General features: G+C 58.0%; 19 protein-coding genes. 6 read left to right on the forward strand and 13 right to left on the reverse strand.

Annotation, left to right across the window (positions count from 1 at the left end; all coding sequences use genetic code 11):
* Positions 1-91: 91 nt before the first annotated feature.
* Positions 92-2833: a phosphoribosylformylglycinamidine synthase subunit PurL gene (purL, locus tag ACFOOP_RS14875; protein WP_379881907.1), complete on the reverse strand. Its 2742-nt coding sequence runs from the start codon at positions 2831-2833 to the stop codon at positions 92-94.
* Between the two features lie 193 nt (positions 2834-3026).
* Here purL and ACFOOP_RS14880 point away from each other — a divergent pair, with 193 nt between their 5' ends.
* Positions 3027-3536 (forward strand): hypothetical protein, encoded by a 510-nt coding sequence (locus ACFOOP_RS14880; protein ID WP_379881908.1) that lies wholly within the window; start codon positions 3027-3029, stop codon positions 3534-3536.
* Here ACFOOP_RS14880 and ACFOOP_RS14885 read toward each other — a convergent pair.
* The 3 genes from ACFOOP_RS14885 to ACFOOP_RS14895 form a co-directional block, all read right to left on the reverse strand.
* Positions 3533-6190, reverse strand: coding sequence for a hybrid sensor histidine kinase/response regulator (locus tag ACFOOP_RS14885; RefSeq protein ID WP_379881909.1), 2658 nt, complete (start codon positions 6188-6190; stop codon positions 3533-3535). The genes ACFOOP_RS14880 and ACFOOP_RS14885 overlap by 4 nt on opposite strands.
* Before the next feature lie 118 nt (positions 6191-6308).
* The gene (locus tag ACFOOP_RS14890) at positions 6309-7271 is read right to left on the reverse strand and encodes an oxygenase MpaB family protein (protein WP_379881910.1); all 963 of its coding nucleotides are present in this window, start codon (positions 7269-7271) and stop codon (positions 6309-6311) included.
* A 95-nt stretch (positions 7272-7366) separates the two neighbouring features.
* Positions 7367-8389, reverse strand: coding sequence for a hypothetical protein (locus tag ACFOOP_RS14895; RefSeq protein WP_379881911.1), 1023 nt, complete (start codon positions 8387-8389; stop codon positions 7367-7369).
* Positions 8390-8536: 147 nt separating this feature from the next.
* Here ACFOOP_RS14895 and ACFOOP_RS14900 point away from each other — a divergent pair, with 147 nt between their 5' ends.
* The gene (locus tag ACFOOP_RS14900) at positions 8537-9586 is read left to right on the forward strand and encodes a methyltransferase domain-containing protein (protein ID WP_379882903.1); all 1050 of its coding nucleotides are present in this window, start codon (positions 8537-8539) and stop codon (positions 9584-9586) included.
* Positions 9587-9642: 56 nt separating this feature from the next.
* Here the strand turns inward: ACFOOP_RS14900 and ACFOOP_RS14905 are convergent, their stop codons facing one another.
* Both ACFOOP_RS14905 and ACFOOP_RS14910 read right to left on the reverse strand, forming a co-directional pair.
* Positions 9643-10656, reverse strand: a complete 1014-nt coding sequence (locus tag ACFOOP_RS14905) for a hypothetical protein (RefSeq protein ID WP_379881912.1) — start codon at positions 10654-10656, stop codon at positions 9643-9645.
* A 186-nt stretch (positions 10657-10842) separates the two neighbouring features.
* On the reverse strand, positions 10843-12126 hold the full coding sequence (locus tag ACFOOP_RS14910) for a Xaa-Pro dipeptidase (RefSeq protein ID WP_379881913.1): 1284 nt from the start codon (positions 12124-12126) through the stop codon (positions 10843-10845).
* 298 nt (positions 12127-12424) lie between these two features.
* On the opposite strand from ACFOOP_RS14910, the gene ACFOOP_RS14915 reads away from it, so the two are divergent.
* Genes ACFOOP_RS14915 through ACFOOP_RS14925 form a run of 3 tightly spaced genes read left to right on the forward strand, consistent with a single transcriptional unit; the run spans position 12425 to position 15711 of the window.
* Positions 12425-14524: a pilus assembly protein TadG-related protein gene (locus tag ACFOOP_RS14915; RefSeq protein WP_379881914.1), complete on the forward strand. Its 2100-nt coding sequence runs from the start codon at positions 12425-12427 to the stop codon at positions 14522-14524.
* 12 nt (positions 14525-14536) lie between these two features.
* Positions 14537-15127, forward strand: coding sequence for a TadE/TadG family type IV pilus assembly protein (locus ACFOOP_RS14920; protein WP_379881915.1), 591 nt, complete (start codon positions 14537-14539; stop codon positions 15125-15127).
* A gap of 8 nt (positions 15128-15135) precedes the next feature.
* On the forward strand, positions 15136-15711 hold the full coding sequence (locus ACFOOP_RS14925; RefSeq protein ID WP_379881916.1) for a TadE/TadG family type IV pilus assembly protein: 576 nt from the start codon (positions 15136-15138) through the stop codon (positions 15709-15711).
* Positions 15712-15726: 15 nt separating this feature from the next.
* On the opposite strand, the gene ettA is transcribed toward ACFOOP_RS14925, so the two are convergent.
* Positions 15727-17394 (reverse strand): energy-dependent translational throttle protein EttA, encoded by a 1668-nt coding sequence (gene ettA, locus ACFOOP_RS14930; RefSeq protein ID WP_379881917.1) that lies wholly within the window; start codon positions 17392-17394, stop codon positions 15727-15729.
* Positions 17395-17580: 186 nt separating this feature from the next.
* On the opposite strand from ettA, the gene ACFOOP_RS14935 reads away from it, so the two are divergent.
* Positions 17581-18123, forward strand: a complete 543-nt coding sequence (locus tag ACFOOP_RS14935) for a PH domain-containing protein (protein ID WP_379881918.1) — start codon at positions 17581-17583, stop codon at positions 18121-18123.
* Between the two features lie 9 nt (positions 18124-18132).
* On the opposite strand, the gene ACFOOP_RS14940 is transcribed toward ACFOOP_RS14935, so the two are convergent.
* Genes ACFOOP_RS14940 through ACFOOP_RS14965 form a run of 6 tightly spaced genes read right to left on the reverse strand, consistent with a single transcriptional unit; the run spans position 18133 to position 22247 of the window.
* Positions 18133-19437, reverse strand: coding sequence for a serine hydrolase domain-containing protein (locus ACFOOP_RS14940; RefSeq protein WP_379881919.1), 1305 nt, complete (start codon positions 19435-19437; stop codon positions 18133-18135).
* 30 nt (positions 19438-19467) lie between these two features.
* Complete coding sequence (locus tag ACFOOP_RS14945) at positions 19468-19941, reverse strand: GAF domain-containing protein (protein WP_379881920.1); 474 nt, start codon at positions 19939-19941, stop codon at positions 19468-19470.
* 3 nt (positions 19942-19944) lie between these two features.
* Positions 19945-20883, reverse strand: a complete 939-nt coding sequence (locus ACFOOP_RS14950; protein WP_379881921.1) for a DMT family transporter — start codon at positions 20881-20883, stop codon at positions 19945-19947.
* Positions 20880-21563, reverse strand: coding sequence for a fumarylacetoacetate hydrolase family protein (locus tag ACFOOP_RS14955; RefSeq protein ID WP_379881922.1), 684 nt, complete (start codon positions 21561-21563; stop codon positions 20880-20882). Before ACFOOP_RS14955 ends, ACFOOP_RS14950 begins: the two co-directional genes overlap by 4 nt.
* A gap of 19 nt (positions 21564-21582) precedes the next feature.
* Positions 21583-22014, reverse strand: coding sequence for an LIC_13387 family protein (locus ACFOOP_RS14960; protein ID WP_379881923.1), 432 nt, complete (start codon positions 22012-22014; stop codon positions 21583-21585).
* Entirely contained in the window at positions 22011-22247 is a 237-nt protein-coding gene (locus ACFOOP_RS14965; RefSeq protein ID WP_379881924.1) for a DUF1272 domain-containing protein, read from the reverse strand. The genes ACFOOP_RS14960 and ACFOOP_RS14965 overlap by 4 nt, the downstream gene beginning before the upstream one ends.
* Positions 22248-22395: the final 148 nt, after the last annotated feature.

Consider the following 22395-nt stretch of genomic DNA (forward strand, 5'->3'; position numbering starts at 1 on the left):
TCTTATTGTAAGACAATAGATTTGTGATGCGGGCGTAAGTCTATTTAAGTGTACTAGTTTAGGGGCAGTCCCCTTGGAGATGAATAGTTTCCTACTCCTTCGCCTCAGTCTCCAGCGCCAGCGCATGAAGTTCGCCACCCATGCGGCCTTTCAATGCTCTGTAGACCAACTGGTGCTGCTGAACACGAGACTTGCCGTTGAAGGCGGCGGAGACGATGCGGGCGCGCCAGTGATCATTGTCGCCGGCGAGATCTTCCAGTTCGATCTCCGCGTCGGGCAGCGCCTCGAGGATGAGTTTCTTGATATCGTCGCCAGCCATGGGCATGGGGTCAGCCTCCTTTGCGGCCGCCTTCATGTAATCAGGCAGCGCAGATTCAAAAATATCAGACAAATCAAGGAGCGACAGCGCGTCCTTGTTATCCAGCAACAGATCGGGCCCACCGAAACGGCCGATTTTCGACGCCTGAACGCCGGCCATCGCGGCCTTCAAGAGGAGGGTGTCAGCAGCGGCGGGCGCCGCGGCGACGAGATAGCGGCCCTGATCCTCGCCGAACCAGAAGGCGGCCTTGCGCGCTTTCACCGGCGTCGTCAGGTTGAGACCGCGTCCGGCGGCGAGCGCCATTTCCGCAGCCGCCACAATGATGCCGCCATCGGCGACATCGTGACAGGCGGTGACGAGGCCTTCATCAATCAGCTTACGGATTAACTCGCCAGTCTTGCGCTCCAGCGCGAGATCAACGGGCGGCGGCGCGCCCTCCGTCTGATCGAACAGCTCGCGCATATATAAAGACTGGCCAAGCCAGCCGCGCGTGACGCCAATGGCGATCAGTTCCTCACCGGCTTCGGCGCCGCCAACACGCACCGCCTTGGTGAGGTCTTCCAGCACGCCAACACCGCCAATGGCCGGGGTCGGCGGGATCGCGGCGCCATTGGTTTCATTATAGAGCGAGACATTGCCGGAGATCACCGGATAGCTGAGCGCTTCGCACGCCTCCGCCATGCCTTCGATAGCGCCGACAAACTGCGCCATAATTTCCGGGCGTTCGGGATTGCCGAAATTGAGGCAGTTGGTGATCGCCAGCGGCGAGGCGCCGGTTGCGCAAATATTGCGATAGGTCTCTGCAACCGCCTGTTTGCCGCCCTCATGGGGATCGGCCTTTACATAGCGCGGCGTGACGTCGGTGGTGATGGCGAGCGCGCGATTGGTGTCATGAATGCGCACCAGCGCAGCATCGCCCCCGGGCAGGATAATCGTATCGCCCATGACGGTGTGGTCATATTGCTCCCAGATCCAGCGGCGCGAGCACAGATCGGGCGTGCCCATCAGCTTCGCCAGCGCCGTCAGCATGGTGTCTCCGCCCGGCGCATCGGCGAGCGACAATTGCTCCTCGCGCTGCTCGACTTCGGTGGTCTCTACGACGCCGCTATTGGCGAGATTGCGCGCTGCTTCTTCAAAGCCAGAGAAGCTGACACCTTCCGGTTTTGAGCGGGCGTATATCCGCGCCTCACCCGGCGTCACCGTCATACCAACGGCGTCGACAAGATCGCCATCGGAGAGCCGGTCCGCGATCAGCGCTTCCGCAATCACGCGCATCTCCTCTTCGGACTTGCCGGGACTGCGCAAAATCGCCTGCGCCTCGCGATAGGAAACGGTCGGGTCGGCCAGCGGCGCCGGTTTCGGCTGCGGCTCATAAGGCCGGTCGTAATTCGGCGCATCGTCCGCAAGCGGCGGCACCGGCATATCGGCGACGGTCGCGCCCTGATGTTTGATAACAAGGCGGCCAGAGTCGGTCGTGACGCCGATGACGGCGAAATCAACGCCCCATTTTTCAAAGATCGCCCGCGCCGCATCTTCCCGGCCCGGCTTCAACACCATGAGCATGCGTTCCTGGGACTCCGAGAGCATCATTTCATAGGCGGTCATGTTTTCTTCGCGCTGGGGCACATGGTCGAGGTCCAGCTCAAAACCGCCGCCGCCTTTCGCCGCCATTTCGACGGAGGAAGAGGTCAGGCCCGCCGCGCCCATATCCTGAATGGCGATGATCGCGTCCGACGCCATCAGCTCCAAACAGGCTTCAAGCAGGAGTTTCTCCGTGAACGGATCGCCCACCTGTACTGTGGGACGTTTTTCCTCGGACGCATCGTCAAATTCCGCGGACGCCATGGTTGCGCCGTGAATGCCATCGCGGCCGGTCTTTGAGCCCACATAAACGACCGGGTTCCCGGCGCCGCGCGCGGCGGAATAAAAGATTTTTGCTTTCTCGGCGACGCCCACGGTCATGGCGTTGACCAGAATGTTGCCGTTGTAGCCGGGGTCGAAATTTGTCTCACCGCCGACGGTCGGCACGCCCATGCAATTGCCATAGCCGCCAATGCCGGAGACGACGCCGCCAACCAGGTGGCGCGTCTTTGAATTAGACCACTCGCCAAAGCGCAGGGCGTTCATATTCGCGACGGGCCGCGCACCCATGGTGAAGACGTCGCGCATGATGCCGCCGACGCCTGTCGCCGCCCCCTGATAGGGTTCGATGAAACTCGGATGGTTGTGGCTCTCCATCTTGAAGATGGCGGCGAGCGGAACCCCGTCCTTGTCGGTCCCGATGTCGATGACGCCGGCATTCTCGCCGGGCCCACAGATCACCCACGGCGCCGAGGTCGGCAGTTTCTTCAGATGCCGCCGTGAGGATTTGTAGGAGCAGTGCTCAGACCACATGACCGAGAAAATCCCGAGTTCCACCAGATTGGGCTCGCGGCCCATATGCGTCTTGATGCGCTCATATTCTTCTGGCTTTAGGCCATGCTCGGCTACGATTTCCGGGGTGATCGCGGTCATAAAGGGTCCTGGGGCGTTCCTGCTGCCTTTGGCCGTTTCCATAGGCCGGTTGGGCCGCGCGCGCAAATGCTCTCGGGGCTAGTCCCGCCTGGTTTTTCAGCGCCTGGGCCGGAAGCCGTAAACGTCCAGAAACAGGACAGCCTTTCAGGGGCGGGCGCGGGAACTAAAGAAACAGCGCCCATGTTCGCTCAGCATGGATCACCCTGACCTCACACTGAAAGTTCTCACCCTCGCCGCCTTTGCCGCGATTCTCGCTGCTTGCGGCGACAGGGATGATGCGCTCAAGGCGGAAATTGAGCCCGCGCCGGAAGTCACGCCTGCGGCGGCGGAGACTGTGGATGGCGCGTGGTTTTATAAGGACAGCAATGGCTATCCTTGGGCAGGCTTCGGTCCGCCGCGCAGCGAAGCGCTGTTTGTGGTCGCCTGCCGTGAGGGGCAGGTCGTCTTTCAGCACGCCGCTCGCGACACGCACACCCTGTCGATCGAGATTGCCGAGGGGAAACAGGAGGTCGCCATGACCCCCAACGGCGCCGGCCTGCCCATGAGCGAAGGCGCCCTGCCCGCGAACGATCCGTTCATTCACCTTCTGGCGGAGTCTCACAGCCCGATACGGGTGGTGGTGGAAGGCGCCGAGATGACGATGCCGTCGGATTCATCTTACCGGCTTGTGGTCAACGCCTGTATCGACGGCGTCGCGGACTAAGCCGCGTCGGAGGCGGCGGTACGCAGATGTTCGGCAATCTTGGCCGTCAGCGTCGCCGGAGAGACTGGCTTGGGGACGTAATCATCCATACCGGAGGTAATGCAGTCTTCACGGTCGCCTTTCACCGCATGAGCGGTGACGCCAATGATCGGCGTGCGCCGATCGTCATCTTTCTCTATCTCGCGTATGGCCGCTGTCGCCTCATACCCGTTCATCTCCGGCATGGAGACATCCATCAGGATGAGTTTCGGTTTCAATATCCTGAATTTTTCAACAGCGTCGCGGCCATTCACCGCCATCTCATAGCTATACCCGCCCGCTCTGAGAATATGGGAAACCACAAGTCGGTTCACTTCATTATCCTCAACCACCAAGACATCGACATCCTCAACCACCAAGACATCGACCCCCTCATGGCTATGAGGCGCAGCTGGCGCTGGCTTTTCGTTATTTTCCGGTGTGGCTGTCTGTTCCGGTGCCGTATGATGGAGGGCGCGCGCGACAGCCCGTTGCAACGCCGCCGAGCGCGCCGGCTTGGTCAGATGGGAGTCGACGCCAATCTCTTTGAAGTGCTCAGTGGCGTTCGCGTGATCGACCGAAGTAAGCATGATGATGGCTGTTCCGGCGAGCGACGGCTCCGCGCGAATGAGGCGCACAGCATCGACACCGTTCATACGCGGCATGTGATAGTCCATGATCACGAGATCAAACGGCTCGCGTTTTTCAACAGCCGCGCGTAAAATTTTCAGCCCTTCCTCGCCGCTATCACAGGATTGAGACGGACAGCCCCAGGCTGAGGTCTGTTCTTCGAGAATGCGGCGGTTCACGCCATTATCATCGATGATCAAAATTCGCGCACCCGCAGCCTCTTCATAGTCTACTGTTTTGGGCAGTTCTTTGGTGTTCACTTCGAGGGCGATGGAAAACCAGAACGTAGAGCCGGCGTCTGGAGTCGATTCAACGCCGATCTCGCCGCCCATCAATTCGACCAGCGCCTTGGCGATGGCGAGCCCCAGCCCGGTGCCTTCGTGTGCGCGGGTGGAAGAGGTATCGGCCTGGTTGAATTTTTCGAAAACATGGGGGCGCTTGTGCTCTGGAATACCGACGCCGGTATCGATGACGGAAAATTTAAGCGCCACCCTTTCCTCATGGGTTTCCGAAACCGGGGACACATCGATCAGCACATATCCCTTATCGGTAAATTTGACGGCGTTCCCGGCAAGGTTGATGAGGATCTGACGCAGGCGCCCTGCGTCCCCCACAAAGCTGTAGGGAAGTTTTGGATCAATCCTGACGGCAAGCTCCACTTGCTTTGACGTCGCGCGCGCCGCCACCAGCGCCGAGACATCCTCGACCACATCAGCTAGGATGAACGGCGCGGGATTGATCGACGCCATGCCAGCGTCAAGCTTTGAGAAATCAAGAATATCGTTGATGATCGTCAGAAGAGCGTCGCCGGATTTGACGATCACATCCACAAAACCCTTTTGCGTATCCGTGAGTTTGGTGCTGGCGAGAAGGTCCGCCATGCCCATAACGCCATTCATGGGGGTGCGAATCTCATGACTCATATTCGCCAGAAAATGGGTTTTTGCGCGCTCTCCCGACTCCGCGACTTTCAGGGCCCCGGCGAGTTGCCTGGTATGTTCGTCAATGCGTTCCAGAAGGTTCGTAAAGCTGGAATACAGAACGCCAATCTCGTCTTTTCGATCGGCGAGATTATCCACGACTGCGAGCTTTTCGGCGTCTGAGTCCTTGATGATCGCTGTCAGCTTTTCAATGGGATGAATAGCAAGCTTATTTAGAAGAACGCTGACAATAGCGATGAAGATCATGGCCGCTACAGTGAGGAATATGAAAGCTGTGCGAATTGTGCCTTGACCGATGACAGTAATGTCGCACGGGGTTCGCGCCGTCAGCATGGCGACAACTTCGCCGTCAGCGCCAGTCAACGGCGCGGCGACGGACACGAATCCGTCCGCTCTGACAACCGACTTGATCGCGGCCGTCTTCATCGGGGCGTCGCTGAGCGGCGTCACCTCCATTTCGACGCGGGTCTGTTTTTTCAACGCTGCGATATAAGCCGCGTCAATAATCCGCCCGGTCAGAATATGACCGGCATAAGCGCCGCTTCCGTCGGTATTGGTGACCGGCGCATATGCGACCAGCATCAGGCCAGCCTCGGTCGCAACAACAGTCTGGGCGGCGTCCAATGGCGTCAGGGACGCCTGGAACCCTCGCCAGCCGTCAAACCGCGACGGGGAGTAGGCGTCAATATTGACTTCATTTTCCATCGCCCCGTCGATAGCGACGCCATCGATCAGGGCGCTGTCCGAGCCCAGATAAATATAGATGTTAAGCCCCAGTTCATGGAGCAGGCTGAGCGGTAATTCCTCTTCCAGAAAACCCGGATTGCGGCCTTTGACAAATTCATAGGCGTCATCCCAGACGCCATAGTCACGTCGATACGCTTCAAGCTGATTGAGTTCCCGGTCGATAATATTGTGGGCGCGCTCGAAATTATCTTCGGCTTTTTGCAGTTCAAATTCGGTGAATTGTGGCGCAACACTGAGTTGCAGCGCAGCCCAGAGCAAGGCGCACAGCGCAGCGAACGCGATGACAAGCGCAAGCGAAACCTTTTGCGTGATGCGCATGACTCTCCCCGGCCAGAGTGCGTACATCTACATCTATAAAATTAACCGGGTCTAAACTTTTGATAGCGGATTTCTGAAAATTTGCGGCACTTCCGTCCCGACACGGAACAGTCTGGCGTCACGGCCGCCGGTAAAGATAGTGGTCAGGCAGGCCAAGGCGGCGGCAGGATGTGGCGGCCGGGCCGGACTTCAGCACCAGACGGTCGGCCCTGCGGGCCATGCGTCTGACGACGCGGCCCTCAAAAGGCCTTAAGCCATAACGTCTGTCGAGGCCCAGGATGCCGCGGATGCGCCCCGGAACGAGTTCAACCGCAGCGCGCACAAGAGAGTGTTGTGCAATCTGGGCTGGTTGTGGAAAGGCTTCGGCTTTTTTCATGATCGACAGAAACTCGAAGATAATTTCGGAGGCTTCCAGCTTATCCGTCATGGCGCCGAACAAGGCCGCTTGTTCCGCCAGCGAGCGTGGCGCGCTCGTTGCACCATAAAGGGTCGCCGATTTGACGCTTTCGCCGTAATAACGATTTCGCTCAACGTCGCTTATGGGGAAAGCATAGGCGCTGTAGGCCTCAAGGAAACCAAAGGCGGCTGTCGCCTGCACCCAGGTCAGAAGTTCGGAATCGCTTGCATGATAAGGCGCGCCCGCAGTGGTGACGCCCGATATTCTGTCATGGATGGCGTTGATGCGCGCGATCATCGCTTCCGCCTCGCTGCGCGCGCCATAGACGGTGACCATTGCTGCCAGCCCCGTGCGCTTCAGCCGGCCGACGGGGTCTTTACGAAAATTTGAATGCTCCCACACGCCGGAGCGCACCCGCGGCTCCGCGAGTTCAAGAATGACGGCGGCGACGCCGCCGATAAACAGCGTCACCGGATTTTTGAAAATACGCCATGACACCGAGTCGCATCCGGACAGCGCCGCCTCTCCCACAGGGCGGGAAAAGTCCATCCTCGTCAGCGACGGATCGCCAAGATAGGCTTGCGCCGCCTTGTCGAGATGCGCTTCAAGACCGCTCCGCATTTTTGAACGCAACGGCTCAAACCGCATAACGCCACCCGCACTCTTTTCAACATTCGCCGCCATAGCGATCAAGTTTTCTGTTTATCCGTAAACATCATAGGCGCCGAATTTGTCGATTTGACGACGCTTCCGGCGCCTTTGCGCGGCGAAGGCAAGGCCTAGTTCGCCTGAAGCCAGTAAGCTTCGACGAACTCATAATTCGATGACCCGGCTTTCACGACACGCGGCGCAATGTAATCGGCCCTGGGCGTATACCCAAGAACCGTACGGGGGAGCGGCACAAGCTCGCCGCCTTTCGCCTTGAAAGAGAAGCTGCGAATGACCTCGCCGGTTTCGGTGAGTTCGAGCGTCAGCTTGTAATTGCCGTTCTCCTGGAGATCTGTTTTCGTGAGCGCCGGAACATTCGCCTCGTCCTTGCGCTCATGAGGATGGAACAACAGCAGCGTATGCCGGCGCGCCATCTCATGGTCGAGCATGCCTTGAGTGACCTTGCTGTGGGCCACAAGCTTTCCGTTTCGGGTCAGCTTTGCATTGACTGGCGCACGCGTTTGACCGGCGGATAGATCGCCGGACCCCGCCCAGAAGGAGAAGTTGACGGTTTCTGTATCCTTGAACGGCGTGAATGTCAGATAGGCAAAATCTTGCCACGGCCCGACAAAACGGAAGGTCTGCTCGGGATTGAAGGCGTCGCCGCTCGGTGCGTCGGCGACCACCTTGAATGGTGTACGCGTTGCAAGTTCACCCGAGACGTAAAATTCCATGACATACTCACCCGGCGTGAAGGTGTACTCCGAATGATTGACGGGCTGCATGCGCGCGAACACCCCTTCTCTGTATCGATAGTCCGGGAAAAATCCGAACTCCGCGACGGGATCGTTTTTTGATTTGATGACAACTTTCGCATCAACTTGCCCCGGCGGCGCAAAGATCAGATCGTATTCATTGAACCCCAGAAAGCCACTATAGTAGATTTTGGTTTGCAGAATGGAATCGAGACCGACTGTCGGCCCCTGACTATTGGCTGCAGCAGGCGCGCCGCCGGATGCGGCGGTCCCGGCTTCAGCGGCGTCGCCTTGCGATTTGGCCTCAGGCGCGCCGCATGCGGCAAGCAATGCGCTCGCAGCGATCATTGTCGTGCGGGCCGCAGCCCGAAAATTCAATATTGGCTTCATGACAGACATTATCGTTCCCCCGTGATGTTTGTAAAAATTATTGGATGCGCCAATACACGCGCGGATCACCTTAGCGTCATCTGCCAATCAGGCTTGTTGATGACGGCTCAGAAAACGGTAAAGCTGGCGGTCATAGGGCGCAAGCAGGAAACACTCATGAACATCCAGGATAATGTGAAAGACTATTACGGCAAGGTGCTGAACACATCGGCCGATCTCCAGACCGACGCCTGCTGCACCATTGCGGACACACCGTCCTACTTGAGGGCGCTTCTCGCCAATATTCATCCCGATGTGCGCGCCAAATATTACGGCTGCGGCCTGATTGCCCCGCTAGCGCTCGAAGGCGCGCGCATTCTCGATCTTGGCTCCGGCTCGGGACAGGACGCATACGCCCTCGCCCAGCTCGCCGGGGCGACAGGCGACGTGATCGGCGTTGACATGACGCCGGAACAACTCACCGTCGCGCGCGATCATCTCGATTGGCATGCAGACCGGTTCGGCTACGCCAATGTCCGTTTTCTGGAGGGCGACATCGAACGCCTGGGCGGTCTCGATCTTGAGCCTGCGTCCTTTGACGTAATTGTCTCCAACTGCGTCATCAATCTGGTCGAAGAAAAGGAAGCGGTTTTCAGCGCAGCCCACGCGCTTTTAAAGCCCGGCGGAGAGTTCTATTTCTCCGATGTTTATGCAGACCGGCGCCTTGGCGAAGACCTGCGCAAAGATCCGGCGGCGCAAGGCGAATGTCTGGGCGGCGCGCTTTACTGGAATGATTTCCTGAACATGGCCAAGCGTGCAGGCTTTGCCGATCCGCGCCTCGTCACTGATCGCCCGCTCGCCATCAATAATGCGGAGTTACGTGAAAAGCTTTCGCCCGCACAATTTCATTCAGCAACCTTCCGGCTTTTCAGGATCGACGGGCTCGAGCCCGCCTGCGAGGATTACGGTCAGGCCGTTGTCTATAAGGGCGGCCTCGCGCAGAGTGAGAAATCATTCGCACTCGACAATCACCACATCATTGAAAAAGGCCGGGTCTTCGCTGTCTGCGGCAACACCTTCCGCATGCTGAAGGAATCGCGTTTTGCGCCCTGGTTTGATTTTATCGGCGACTGGTCGACCCATTACGGCATTTTTCCGGGATGCGGCACGAGTTCTCCCTTCGGGCAGGAGTCAGAAGAAATCGCATCCAGCGGCGGGTGCTGCTAGCTGACTGCAGAAGGCGCAGCCTCAGCGGTTCAGATCAGGATAAAGCAGCGACAGACCTAGTTGGTCTGCTCGGCGTAGACTGCGCGGTTCATGACCAGACCGCCGCATTGCGCCGCGGTTGTTTGCTCGGCCCAGATGGTCGCTTCCTTGCCCAGCATTTCAACCGGCGCCAGCGGCACGCCAACGCGCCACACCATGCCGTCATCGCTGCGCAGGGTGATGCACTCTGCATCAGCGCTGCTGACATAGCCTTTCAGCACTGTGAAAAAAGCGTCGGTCGGCAATGATTCATATTCAGAATAGAGGAAGTCGGAGACGTCTATCTCCGGCCCTGCTTTCAACGGCGCGCCCATGGAGACATTGGTGATCTCGGAGCAATGCGCAGGCGTCTCACGGCCTTCCGGCACGGGCTTGAATTCGCGCACTTGCTCAATCTTGCCGGTCGGCTGGCGGCGCAGAACGGCGCATTCCATCAGCGGCGATACGGGATCGCCCGTGACGAGATCTGTTTGCGTCGAGATCGTGACCGCTTGCGGCGCATAGGAGCGCATCGGCGACAAGGTCACAGGCGTCTGGCGCACAACGCCGGCATTGCGGATGCGGGCTGCGGATTTCTGCTGGTAGCTCAGACGATCATCTTCGGCGACATAAGGAGCTGTGTAGCTCGCCTGAACGAAATAAGGATTACCTGACGACGCCGTATAAACAACCGCCTCCGGTTTGGATGGTTGCGGCGCCGGCTCCGTATATTCCGCATACTGATAGATGGGGACGGAAGATCCGCTATAATCAACGCCGACATCAGCGCTCCCCGACGGAATATCTGTAGCGCTCGCGATCTCGTCCGGCACACCAAGATGTTCGCCCGGGCGAACATAGCTGGGGTCGACCCCGGTGTTGGCTTCACGCAAAGCCGAGAGGGAAACGTTGCAGGCGCGCGCCACCTTGGCGAGGGTCGTCGGCGCATCCACTGCATAAGAATGTCCGCAGCGTCCCGCCATGGCCGGCGTCGCCATCATTACGGCGGCACCCGCGGCACATGCTGCGAGCATCATCCTGTTCAGTTTCATAGCCATCATCCCCCTCCGTGCCAGTCACTCCAATATGGTTAATAACACGGATTCAGGGCGAATGTTCAATGAAATCGGCGCTTTTAGCGGCTTAAACGTCAAGGCCGGTGAATGAGCGAAAAGCTCCAACTCCACCCGCAATTATCCATATATCCAATTGAATTATATGGATTTTAGCTTGTTCATTTAATCTTTTTTGTAGGTGACGCCGTCTTTCATGACGAAATTGACAGTCTCCAGCGCCGACACGTCGGCGAGCGGATCGCCTGAAATGGCGATAATATCCGCCACGCAGCCCGCAGCCACACAGCCAAGCTCACCTGATTTGCCAAGCGCCTCCGCGGCGGTCGTCGTCGCCGCCCGGATCGCCTGGATAGGCGTCATGCCGAACTGAACCATGCGGGAAAATTGCCTGGCGTTATCGCCATGGGGGTAGATCGCCGCATCGGTGCCGAAGACCATTTTCGCCCCCGCCTTGACCGCCTTGCGGAAGCTTTCGCGCTGCACGCCGCCGACTTGCCGCTCCTTGTCGAGGGATTCTTCCATGACGCCGTTCTTTTCGCCTTCGGAAAGCGTGTACTCAGTATTGTAAATGTCCATGGACAGATAAGCGCCGTGACGCTTGGCGAGATTGATCGCTTCATCGTCGAGATAGCTTGCATGCTCAATCGTGTCGGCGCCGGCGCGGATCGCATTCTTGATGCCGACCGTTCCATGGGCGTGAACAGCGACTTTCAGCCCGCGCATATGGGCTTCGTCGACAATCGCTTCGAGTTCTTCCAGGGTTCCCTGCGCCGCGCCCAGGAGGGTTCCTTTGGAGAAAACCCCTCCGGTGGAGCAGGTCTTGATGAAATCAACGCCATATTTGATGTTCTGGCGGACTTTAGCGCGCATTTCCCAGGGACCGGTGGCGACGCCGGCGCCGGTCGCTTCTTCCTCCGGGGGCAGATAATTATTGTCCGAACAATGCCCGCCGACAATGCCCACGGGCGGGCCGGCGGCGAAAATTCGCGGCCCGGGGATTTCTCCCTCATTCACCGCATCACGCACGGCAAGGATTTCGTAACCATCGGAACCGGTATTCCGGACTGTAGTGAAACCCGCCATCAGCGTCTTTTCAGCGTTGTTCACCGCCCAGATCACAAAGCGCTCACCGGGATAAGCGAGGAAGGAATAGCCTCCGCCCTTGGTCGGATCGCCGGTTAGATGCACATGCATGTCGATCAGCCCTGGCAAAAGGGTTTCGCCAGGCAGGTCAATCACCGTCGCGCCCTCGGGCGCCGCCAGGCTCGCCCTTGTCCCGGTTTTGAGGATCTTGCCCTCCTCGATGAGCAGCGCCGGCGCCTCCGTGATGCGGCCTGACGCCGGGTCGAGCATACGCCCAGCGGTCAGATAGACCGTTTCCGCCGTGGCAGGCGCAGCAGCAGTAAGCGAAACAGCCATCGCTGCGGCGGCGAAACCCATTTTCATAACATCCCCGATTTCTTGGTTTTTCGTTGTTGCAAGGGCATCGTGGCCATTAACGACGACAAGGGTCAACCGAAAAATCGACGCCTGCCTAAAAGTTGTGAACGAGGATTAATCCTACTTTCAAGGTTTTTTCATACCGATGCAGCAGGCCTTTTCACGCGGCTCATGGCGTTCACTCCCATCAGTTCAATTTTAACAATTACCGCGCGCTTAACCATCTTTCCTTACGTCCTTTTAACGCCAATCCCGGCAATCTGCCTCGTGCATCAGTAGCACGTAGCGTTTCGGGGAGTTCCCTATGCTGGTTAAGAACACCGGTGTAGTCGGCAAGGAAAAATCGGCAACGCGTTTGCCTTTTAAACTGGCGCCGACGATCAAGAGTTTCGCAGGCAACAGAGACGGAAACATTCTCTTTCTGTTTGCTTTTATGGCGACCGCTCTCTTCCTGTTCGCGGGCGGCGCTGTCGATTATACGCGATGGAACGCCGTGCGCGCGGACATGATCGAATCCATGGACGCCGCATCGCTCGCGCTTGCGCAGTTAAATGCGACCGATCCTGACTTGACCGACGCCGAACTCAAGGAATACGGGCGCAAATTCTTCGAAGCGAACTTCAACTACGAACATACGCTCGAACCAGGTTGGACGATTGACTTCGGCCTCGACAACAACGCCGTCATCATCACCTGCATCACCGGCAAGATTGAAACCTATCTTCTCGGCGTTGCGGGCATTCAGGATCTCGACATCGGCAAATGCGTCGAGATCACCAAAAAAGGCTCCGGCCGGGTTGAGCTGGCGCTGGTGCTCGACGTGACGGGCTCCATGGGCGACCCCGCATCCGGCGATGATGAAGACAAGATTGAAAGACTGAAAGACGCCGTCGGAACCATGCTTGACGTGATGTATGGCGACGACGCCACAAGCGAAAACCTCAAAATCGGCGTTGTCCCGTTTAACGCAAACATCAATGCCGGCGGCTCAACAGGCTGGAACAGCGCATGGGCGGACACCGGCGCGAACGCCTATTATCACGGCCGCAGATTCTTCCATGTCGACGCCGCCGGCAATGTCGATATGAATACGAAGGTCAATCACTTCACGCTCTACAACTCCACCCCTGGCTTGTCATGGCAGGGCTGTGTTGAGGCGCGTCCCTACCCGCTTGATGAACTTGACGTTCCTCCGGGAGGATCGTTCTCCTCAGCGGATCTGACCGCCTTCACAGACAACCCGTCTGAGTTTTCGGGAAGCACCAATCCGCAAGAATCAAAAATATACGACGCATTTAACGACGCACCGGACTACACCCTTGATGTCAGCGCCCTGACGGATTCGGACAATTTCAACTGGGTTCCGGTGTTCCTGCCTGATGAAGTCGACTGCAATAACGGCGAAGATTGCGAAAGCGATAGCAGCTATTCCAGCCAAAGCGGCACGACGTCCTATGGCACACCATGGTACGGGTATTATTTCGACGACCCGGACGATGACGACGGCCACCCGACTGGCGAAATCCAGGAAACGGCCTACAACAACTACTACTTCGTGAACGACAACAACTACACGCACGCGGGCAACGCGCAGTTCGATAAATACGCGAAAACTGTGCACTATTTCCGCGAAGTGCTCAAAGGCAACATCACAGACACTGCCTTTGTCAATTTCCTGAATGAGCGGTCAGTTACGACGTCACCTCTGGACTCGACCAATCACGGCGCCGCCCGTCAGGAATGGCTGTTGCGTATTTCCTATGTCGGCTGGTGGGATACGGCTACCTCCACCTATCAAGGCAAGTACGATACGCCGAATTCCAGCTATCTGAACGCCGAGATGGATTGCCCGCCGCCAATCTTGCCGCTGACCAATGTGCGTCAGACGGTCGAGGACCATGTCAACGCGCTCTATCCGAACGGCAACACAGACATCGCCCACGGCGCTGCCTGGGGTTGGCGTGTCCTTTCCAAAGAGGCTCCGTTCACCGAAGGCATTGGCCCCGGAGATCCTGACTACGAAAAGTGGCAGAAGGCTGTTGTGATCATGACCGACGGTGAGCAAGTCGTTGGCGGTGATAACAAAACCCATTGGGGATCCACACAGGGTCAGTATGGCTTCGCGATCGAAGAACGCATGGGCGATGGCATCGACACAAGCGGTGAGATGCGTGATGAACTCGATGACAAATTATTGCGTATCTGTCACCGCATGAAGGCCGAGGGGTATCTTGTGTACACCATCATGTTCGGCCTCGACAGCACATCAACGGCAAATGTCTTCAAGGCGTGCGCCACACGGCCCATCGCGCCGTACTTCCATGATGCTGCTGACGGCGATGACCTTGAAGAAGCGTTCGGCGAAATCGCCGCCGATCTCGTGAACCTGCATATCAGTAAATAGGGAAGCAGGGCCATGTTCGCAAAGTCACGGCTCAATTGGGCGGAACGCATCGCGCGGCGGGAATTCGCAAAGGATTCCCGCGGTTCGACAGCGGTCGAGTTCTCCATCATCGCGCCGATCTTTCTGATGATGATGTTTTCGATCTTCGAAGTTGGCTGGTTCTTTTTCGCCAACTCCGTTGTCGATGCAACGGTTGGCGACGCTGCACGGCGCATCAAGACCGGCCAGGTGCAAAAGTCTTTCGGCGATATGGAAGACAAATATGACGAGATGTATGAGGATATCTGCAACGTTCTCAGTGTCTTCGGGAACTGCGCAGACCGCCTAACAATCGAAGTCGACACCTTCACGAGCTTCTCCACGCTCGCGGCGGACAACACCCCGGCGACCTGCGCCGACGCGCCGCCGGACGATGTCGCCGCCATTCCTTTCAATCCGGGTGATGAGCTTCAGATTGTCCGGGTCAGGATCTGCTATCTCTATACGACCCTCAATCCGGCGATCGGGCTTAATCTTTCCGAACCAGGCACGAACAAGCGGCGCCTGATCTCCACGGCGATTTTTCGGAACGAGCCATATGAGCTCAACAACAGGGACAATTGAGGCGCCTCATGATAATCCGAATCAGAAACGCACTCACAGGACTTCACCGCAACGAAAGCGGGCTGGCGGCGACGGAATTCGCCATGCTCTTGCCGGTGCTGGTGCTCTTGTTTTTTGGCCTCGTGGAAGCTTCCACGGCCATGACGGTGAACCGCAAGGTGGCGATTTCAGCCAACACACTCGCCGACCTGACAGCCCAGTCGGAATTCCTGCTTGAAGATGACATGGACGATCTGTTTGACGGGGTGAAGTCAATCGTTGAACCCAATGACTCCTCCGGCATGGCGTTGCGGCTTGTTTCTGTTGTCCGCGACTCAGAAGGCGATCCGATCGTTCACTGGAGCCGGGCTTCCGACGGCACCACGCCCTATGCTGAAGGCGATTACTATACGACGCTGGAAAACGAGGATGTCCTCAGCAATATCGGCTCGCTGATCGTTGTGGAGATGACATACACCTATGTGCCGAGCATCACGAACCATGTGATGTCGACGCCCATCGTCTTCGACCGGACAACGCTCCGCTGGCCCAGGGTGTCCTCTAAGGTTCAGCTTTGCGTCAGCGAGGGCGACTGCACAAGCTGACGCCCTCGCCGGTTTCTATCGCGTCAGCGGCTTATATTTGATCCGCGTTGGCACATCAGCGTCGGCTCCGAGCCGGCGCTTTTTGTCTTCCATGTAATCCTCGAAATTGCCCTCGAACCACTCCACATGGCTGTCGCCTTCAAAGGCGAGGATATGGGTGGCGATGCGGTCGAGGAACCAGCGGTCGTGCGAGATGATGACGGCGCAGCCGGCGAAATCATCGAGAGCGCTTTCCAGCTCGCGCAAGGTGTCAACGTCGAGATCGTTGGTCGGTTCGTCGAGCAGGAGCAGGTTCGCCCCCTCTGTCAGCATCTTGGCGAGTTGAACGCGATTGCGCTCCCCGCCTGACAAATCGCCGACTTTCTTCTGCTGATCGCCGCCCTTGAAATTGAACCAGCCAACATAGGCGCGGGACGGGATTTCGCGCTTGCCGAGCTGGATCACATCGAGCCCGCCTGAAATCTCCTCCCACACATTATGCTTGGGATCGAGATCTTCGCGGCTCTGATCCACATAACCCATCTTGACCGTCTCACCGACGCGCAAGGCGCCCTCATCCGGCGTATCCTGCCCCGTCAGCATACGGAACAGCGTTGTCTTGCCGGCGCCGTTCGGGCCAATGACGCCGACAATTCCGCCCGGCGGCAGTTTGAACGACAGTCCGTCAAACAGGAGCTTGTCGCCGAAGCCTTTCTTGAGGTCCTCCGCTTCGATCACGACGCCGCCAAGACGCGGACCGGGCGGAATTTGAATTTGCGCCGTGCTGATCTCTTGCTTCGCCGCCTTGTTCAGCAGTTCGTCATAAGCGTTGATACGCGCTTTCGATTTGGCCTGGCGCGCTTTGGGGCTGGCCTTGATCCAGTCCGACTCGCGGTCGAGAGATTTTTGCCGATTCCCCTCTTCGCGTTTCTCCTGCTCAAGACGTTTGCGTTTTTGTTCGAGCCAGGACGAATAATTTCCTTCGAACGGAATGCCCCGGCCCCGGTCAAGCTCCAATATCCAGCCTGTGACATTGTCGAGGAAATAACGGTCGTGCGTCACCAGCACGACAGCGCCCGGAAACTCGCGCAAATGATGCTCCAGCCAGGCGACGGATTCAGCGTCGAGATGGTTCGTTGGTTCGTCGAGCAGCAACAGGTCGGGTTTCGACAATAAGAGCCGCGCCAGCGCCACCCGGCGCTTCTCGCCGCCTGAGAGCTTCTCCACCGGCCAGTCGCCCGGCGGGCACCGCAGCGCCTCCATGGCCATTTCGATTTTCGAATCGATGTCCCAGCCGTCGGCCGCGTCGATCTCCTCCTGGAGTTTCGACATCTTTTCCATGAGCTCGTCGGTGTAATTCTCCCCCAGCTCCATGGAGACGGCGTTGAAAGCGTCAATCTTGGCCTTGATCTCGCCGACGCCTTCCATGACGTTTTCAAAGACATTCTTGGAATTATCCAGCTCCGGCTCCTGGGCGAGATAGCCCACCTTCGCGCCATCGGCGGCGTAGGCCTCGCCGTTAAATTCCTTGTCCACGCCCGCCATGATCTTCAGAAGCGTCGATTTACCCGAGCCATTGACCCCGACGACACCGATCTTGGCGTCCGGAAAAAACTGTAAGTGTATGTCTTCTAATATCTTTTTGCCGCCTGTGAACTGCTTGGACAGATCCGACATGAAGTAGATATATTGATATTTCGCCATAAGGCCCTGGGGCTCCTTGAGGGGTTTTTTCGTTGCAGGAGGGGAACAGCGCCGCGTCTTATCCCCGAAACCGAACCATTTCAACGCAAAGCAGCGTTTTCGATCCTGCCTATATCGCCTATATAGACAGCGCGGGCGGGTTTTCGCTGGCGGGGATATAATAAACCGGAACGGGGAAACAACGGCATGTCGGGTTATGTTGATAAGACGCTGGCGGGGGGCGAGGAAATCATTCATCGCGCCAACTTCAACTGGACCTACAGTTTCTTTCCAATGTTGTGGTTCGCGCTCGGCGCCGCGTCGCTGGCGCTGATCTTTTACATCCAGTTCGCCGCAGGCCGTCCTTATGAATCCCTGAAAGTGGCGTGGTGGTCAGCAGGGGTCGGAGGCGTTTGCGGGGCGCTTATCCTGATCAATCATCTGATCATTCTCACCACGACAGAGATTGTCGTCACCACCTACCGCTTTGTTTACAAGACCGGCCTTATCTCCCGGAACACGCAGGAAGTAAGCCTCAACAAGATTGAGGAAATCACTCTGCACCAGTCCATCTGGGGCCGCATCCTGAGCTATGGCAAGCTGGTCCTGCGCGGCACCGGCGTCGGCGTCATCACTCTGCCCGATCTCGATGATCCGATCCGCCTGCGCAAGATCATCGAGAACGCGAAGTCCGCACTGCGCTCGGACCAGCGCGAGCGCCAGCGCATCAATTCGGATGATGACGACTAGGGAAGTCGCTTAATGCCGCTGCGCGCCGTAGGCGATGCTTTTCATCAGGTCTTCCGCGCGTGATGGCGGCATATGCGGGCCGGGCTGAGTCTGCGCTAAAAGAAGAACGCCGAGATTTTCCTCGCGGTTGACGAAGAAATGGGTGTCCCAATAGCCGGCCCAGCCCCAATCGCCTTTGGCCGCGTAATTGCCCATATAGCCCGGCTCAAGAACGACATAACCACCGAGGCCGAAGGTCATGCCGATATTCTTCCATGGCTCGGGCCGCGCATTCATCGGCGTGTGATCCTGCATCATCAGCCGCACAGTCGCAGGAGAAAGAATGCGCGCGCCATCAAGCTCGCCGTCATTCAACAACATGCGCATGAAGCGCGCATAGTCATCGACATTTGAAACAAGCCCAGCGCCGCCGGAAGCGATGCCAAACGCCTCGTCATTCACTGGCGAGCTCAGCGCGCTGCCGCCGCTGCGTACCATCTCGCCTGCTTCATTGAACTCAATGACAACCGCCGCGCCCTCAAAGTCGCTGTCATCGATGAAGAATTCCGTCCCGTTCATGCCAAGCGGCGTGAAGATATTCTCCATCAGATAGGTCTCTAACGGGACGCCGCTGGCCGCCTCAATGATGTATCCGAGAATGTCGATGGAATAGCTGTAGCTCCAGATTTCACCGGGTTCGGTCAAGAGCGGCAGCGCCGCGATCCGGTCGATCCGCTCTTTCAGATCGCCTTCTGTGACCAGAAGATTGGCTTCGAGATAGGCCTTGTCGAGATCGCTCGCGGCGGAGAAGACATAACCGATGCCCGCCGTATGGGTCAGTAGATCATGTATAGTGATGGAGCGCTTTGCCGGGCGTGTTTCAAAAGAGCCGTCCGCTTTCCGGGTCTTGCTGACCGCAACCTGCGGATTGGCGTAGGCCGGAATGAAATGTTCCACCGGATCATTGAGCCGGATAGCGCCGCGATCCACAAGCTGCATGACCGCGACCGAAATGATCGGCTTTGTCATGGACGCAATGCGGAACCTTGTGTCCGTCGTCATCGGCGTCTCATTGAACGGGTCTGCCTCGCCAAACGCTTTCTTGTAGGCGACGCCGTCGCGGGTCACGACCGCGGCGACAAAACCGGCCCGAACGCCCTCGTCCACTTCCGCCTGAAGCACCGGATCAATATGGTCTAGGAACGCCTTGTCGATGGAGTTTTGCGGCGTCTGGATTGAAACGACGCGCCCGGCGCCTTCCTCCGCACAGGCGCCAAGCGCCAGCAGAGATGCACAGGCGATGGCCTTCAGCGCATGCAAGTATGATTTGCTCATTTTAAAGTCCCCTCCTCAATGGTTGGCGCCTTATAGTGCGAAGCTCTCTTCCAGAATGGCTTCCAGCGCCTGTTGGTCAATCTCGTCGAACATCGCCTTTTCATCGCTGTCGACATCGAAGACGGCGATCAGCGCGCCTTTTGCGTTGCGCACCGGCACGACAATCTCGGATTCCGAGCGGGCGTCGCAGGCGATATGGTCGGGAAACGCGTGCACGTCTTCAACCACTTGCGTTTCCCCCGACGCCGCTGCCGCGCCGCAGACGCCCTTGCCGAAAGGAATGCGCAAACAGCCAAGCGTTCCCTGATACGGACCGATCACCAGCTCTTCGGGCTTGTCCGGATCGACAAGATAAAACCCGGTCCAGAAATAATGGTCGAAAGCATGATGCAGGATGTTTGACACCGTCGCCATACGCGCGATGAGGTTGGTCTCGCCATCGAGAACAGCGGCGATCTCTTGCGCAGTTTCGGCGTATCGTTGTTTTTTTGCAGCTATGTCCATGGATCAAACTTCGGGCGAGGCGATGAGAATGGCAAGACCTATCAGGGTCACAAGCGCGCCAATCATGACCTGCGGGCTGACCCAGCCGGAGCCGGCCAGCCCCTCCATCAAGATCACATAGCCGGGCGTCAGCAGCATATAGGCGTTCGCCTTGGCCGCCGGGATGCGCAGGAGCCCGAATTGCAGGAGAAAATAAGAACCGGCTGTGGCGGCGGTGCCGAGGTAAAGAATGCATAACCAGACGACCGGCGGCAGATGCGCCCAGTCCGTCGCCATCAGCGCCGGCGCGCCGTAAAGAAACAGACAAAAGCCCGCGCCCACTGCCGACCAGAAGGCGAAGACAATGGTGGACTCACCGCGATTGAATTTCCGGACCAGCGGGTTGTGCAGCGCATGGGCGATGACGCCAATAAAAAACACTAGCTCGCCCTTGCCGATGGCGAAGGAGAGGATCGCGCCCAAATCCCCGCGAAAAATCACCCAGATGGCGCCCAGCGCCGAAAACGTAAGGCTACCCAGCACAGTGACGCCCGCCTTCTGACGCAGGAGGATAAAGCTGAAGATCGCCGTCAGAAGCGGCATCAAGGTCAACACGGCGCCGGTTGAAACCGAACTGGTGAGACGCAGGGCCTCAAACATCAGGATGAAATAGACGCCCATCAGCCCGCCCAGAATGGGAAACCGCCAGATCGCCTTGGGTTTCAAGAGAGAGGCGCGCCCGGAGGTCGGCGTAAAAACAAGCGCGAGAACGCCCATCAGAGGAATGGCGATCACATAGCGCATGGCGTTGAGCGCGGCGGGCTCTATATGCGGCGCCGCCCGCTTGCCGATAAAAAAGGAGATGGAGATCAGAAACGCAAACAGCGTCATCGCCAGATGACCCTGCAGTTTTCTGCTGAGTGCGGGTTTTTCTGCGCCGGATTTTTGCGTCTCTACGGTCAAGTTGCGATCCGGAATTTCAAGGCGCATGGACCCACTTCGACACTTACCTCATCGCCAGGCGTCAACGGCCCAACTCCTTCCGGCGTGCCGGTGAAAATGAGATCGCCCGCTTTCAACTCAAACTGTTCCGACAAGGCGGTGATGATGTCCTCGACCGACCAGATCATTTGAGACAAGGGCGCGTCCTGGCGCGCCTCGCCATTCACGACCGTCTTGAGGCGCCCGTTTGCAAGATCGCCCGCTTTCTCCACCGGCAAAATCTCTCCTACCGGCGCCGACGCATCGAACCCTTTCGCTGTGTCCCATGGCGCGCCGGCGTCTTTCGCGCGTCGCTGATGATCGCGGCGGGTCAGATCGCACCCCGCGGCGTAGCCAAAGATCGCATCGCGCGCGGCGCCGGGGCCGAGATCCTTGCCGCCGGATTTCAGCGCCACCACAAGCTCGCCTTCGTAATGGAAATTGTTCGTCGCCTGCGCATAAGCGATCACAGCGCCGTCAGGCGCAACGGCGTCGGCAGGCTTTGTAAAAAACACCGGCGGCTGGGCTTTCGGATCGCCGCCCATCTCGCGCACATGATCCGCGTAATTACGCCCGATACAGAAGATACGCCGCACCGGAAAAAGGCCTCCGCCAGTGACGCGGACGGCAGGCCTTTCCTGCGGTTCAACAACATATTCCATGGAGCCTCTCCTAACGCCGTCAGTAAAGCGTCGCCATGCCGACGGCGATCAGCGTTACGCCAATGGCGGAACCGGCAAGCGGGATGATGAACCAGAAAGCCCGCGACATCAGCACATAGGACGCCCCGAAGCCGACAATCACGACGCGCACCATGACATCGGAGAGAATGTCCGGCCGCACCAGCCCGCAATAGGCGACCGTTAGAGCGTAAAACATAACGCCAACGCTATGGGAGAAATGAAAGCCGAGATAGGACAGCCAGAAATTCTTAACGTCCTTGCGCATAGCGATGCGCGTTTCCATCAGCTGCGGCAACAACGCCTTATTGGCGGGAGCAAACTTTTTGGGCTCTTTCAAATCTGCAACCGTGATGCGCAAATGCAATACGCCCAGCAGAAAGAAGATCCCTGCGCCGGTTGCGATCAGAAATTGCCCTAATTCGCCGCTCATGATGAACTGGCGTCTTTTAGAACGCGCTTGGTCGAGGCGGGGAACTTCACCAGCAATGATGCAGGACGCACCGGCCGCACCTCGAACCCGCCGCCGCAATTGGGGCACACCCCGCCAAGAGCGCCCTCGACGCAATCGGGACAGAAGGTGCATTCAAACGAACAGATGCGCGCTTCCGCCTCCGGCGGCAAATCCTTGTCACAGCGTTCGCAGTTTGGACGTAAGTCTAGCATCCTTGCCCTCCGGCATCTGGCGAAGGGCAAGGATAGGCGGGTTTGCGCCGCCGCGGAAACCCTTTTGACAGAGGCTGGAAACGGACCGTCAGATAGCCGCCAAACATGCGCGGCGCCCCAGTGGTCATCCATGGTGTCAAACCGCAGG

The sequence above is a fragment of the Hyphococcus aureus genome (assembly GCF_042643165.1).
Lineage (GTDB): Bacteria > Pseudomonadota > Alphaproteobacteria > Caulobacterales > Parvularculaceae > Hyphococcus > Hyphococcus aureus.

What these genes read in the sequence shown, in the direction of transcription:
- purL (WP_379881907.1), bottom strand. Translation starts at nt 2,833, where the DNA reads ATGACCGCGATCACCCCGGAAATCGTAGCCGAGCATGGCCTAAAGCCA.
- ACFOOP_RS14880 (WP_379881908.1), top strand. Translation starts at nt 3,027, where the DNA reads ATGGATCACCCTGACCTCACACTGAAAGTTCTCACCCTCGCCGCCTTT.
- ACFOOP_RS14885 (WP_379881909.1), bottom strand. Translation starts at nt 6,190, where the DNA reads ATGCGCATCACGCAAAAGGTTTCGCTTGCGCTTGTCATCGCGTTCGCT.
- ACFOOP_RS14890 (WP_379881910.1), bottom strand. Translation starts at nt 7,271, where the DNA reads ATGGCGGCGAATGTTGAAAAGAGTGCGGGTGGCGTTATGCGGTTTGAG.
- ACFOOP_RS14895 (WP_379881911.1), bottom strand. Translation starts at nt 8,389, where the DNA reads ATGTCTGTCATGAAGCCAATATTGAATTTTCGGGCTGCGGCCCGCACG.
- ACFOOP_RS14900 (WP_379882903.1), top strand. Translation starts at nt 8,537, where the DNA reads ATGAACATCCAGGATAATGTGAAAGACTATTACGGCAAGGTGCTGAAC.
- ACFOOP_RS14905 (WP_379881912.1), bottom strand. Translation starts at nt 10,656, where the DNA reads ATGAAACTGAACAGGATGATGCTCGCAGCATGTGCCGCGGGTGCCGCC.
- ACFOOP_RS14910 (WP_379881913.1), bottom strand. Translation starts at nt 12,126, where the DNA reads ATGAAAATGGGTTTCGCCGCCGCAGCGATGGCTGTTTCGCTTACTGCT.
- ACFOOP_RS14915 (WP_379881914.1), top strand. Translation starts at nt 12,425, where the DNA reads ATGCTGGTTAAGAACACCGGTGTAGTCGGCAAGGAAAAATCGGCAACG.
- ACFOOP_RS14920 (WP_379881915.1), top strand. Translation starts at nt 14,537, where the DNA reads ATGTTCGCAAAGTCACGGCTCAATTGGGCGGAACGCATCGCGCGGCGG.
- ACFOOP_RS14925 (WP_379881916.1), top strand. Translation starts at nt 15,136, where the DNA reads ATGATAATCCGAATCAGAAACGCACTCACAGGACTTCACCGCAACGAA.
- ettA (WP_379881917.1), bottom strand. Translation starts at nt 17,394, where the DNA reads ATGGCGAAATATCAATATATCTACTTCATGTCGGATCTGTCCAAGCAG.
- ACFOOP_RS14935 (WP_379881918.1), top strand. Translation starts at nt 17,581, where the DNA reads ATGTCGGGTTATGTTGATAAGACGCTGGCGGGGGGCGAGGAAATCATT.
- ACFOOP_RS14940 (WP_379881919.1), bottom strand. Translation starts at nt 19,437, where the DNA reads ATGAGCAAATCATACTTGCATGCGCTGAAGGCCATCGCCTGTGCATCT.
- ACFOOP_RS14945 (WP_379881920.1), bottom strand. Translation starts at nt 19,941, where the DNA reads ATGGACATAGCTGCAAAAAAACAACGATACGCCGAAACTGCGCAAGAG.
- ACFOOP_RS14955 (WP_379881922.1), bottom strand. Translation starts at nt 21,563, where the DNA reads ATGGAATATGTTGTTGAACCGCAGGAAAGGCCTGCCGTCCGCGTCACT.
- ACFOOP_RS14960 (WP_379881923.1), bottom strand. Translation starts at nt 22,014, where the DNA reads ATGAGCGGCGAATTAGGGCAATTTCTGATCGCAACCGGCGCAGGGATC.
- ACFOOP_RS14965 (WP_379881924.1), bottom strand. Translation starts at nt 22,247, where the DNA reads ATGCTAGACTTACGTCCAAACTGCGAACGCTGTGACAAGGATTTGCCG.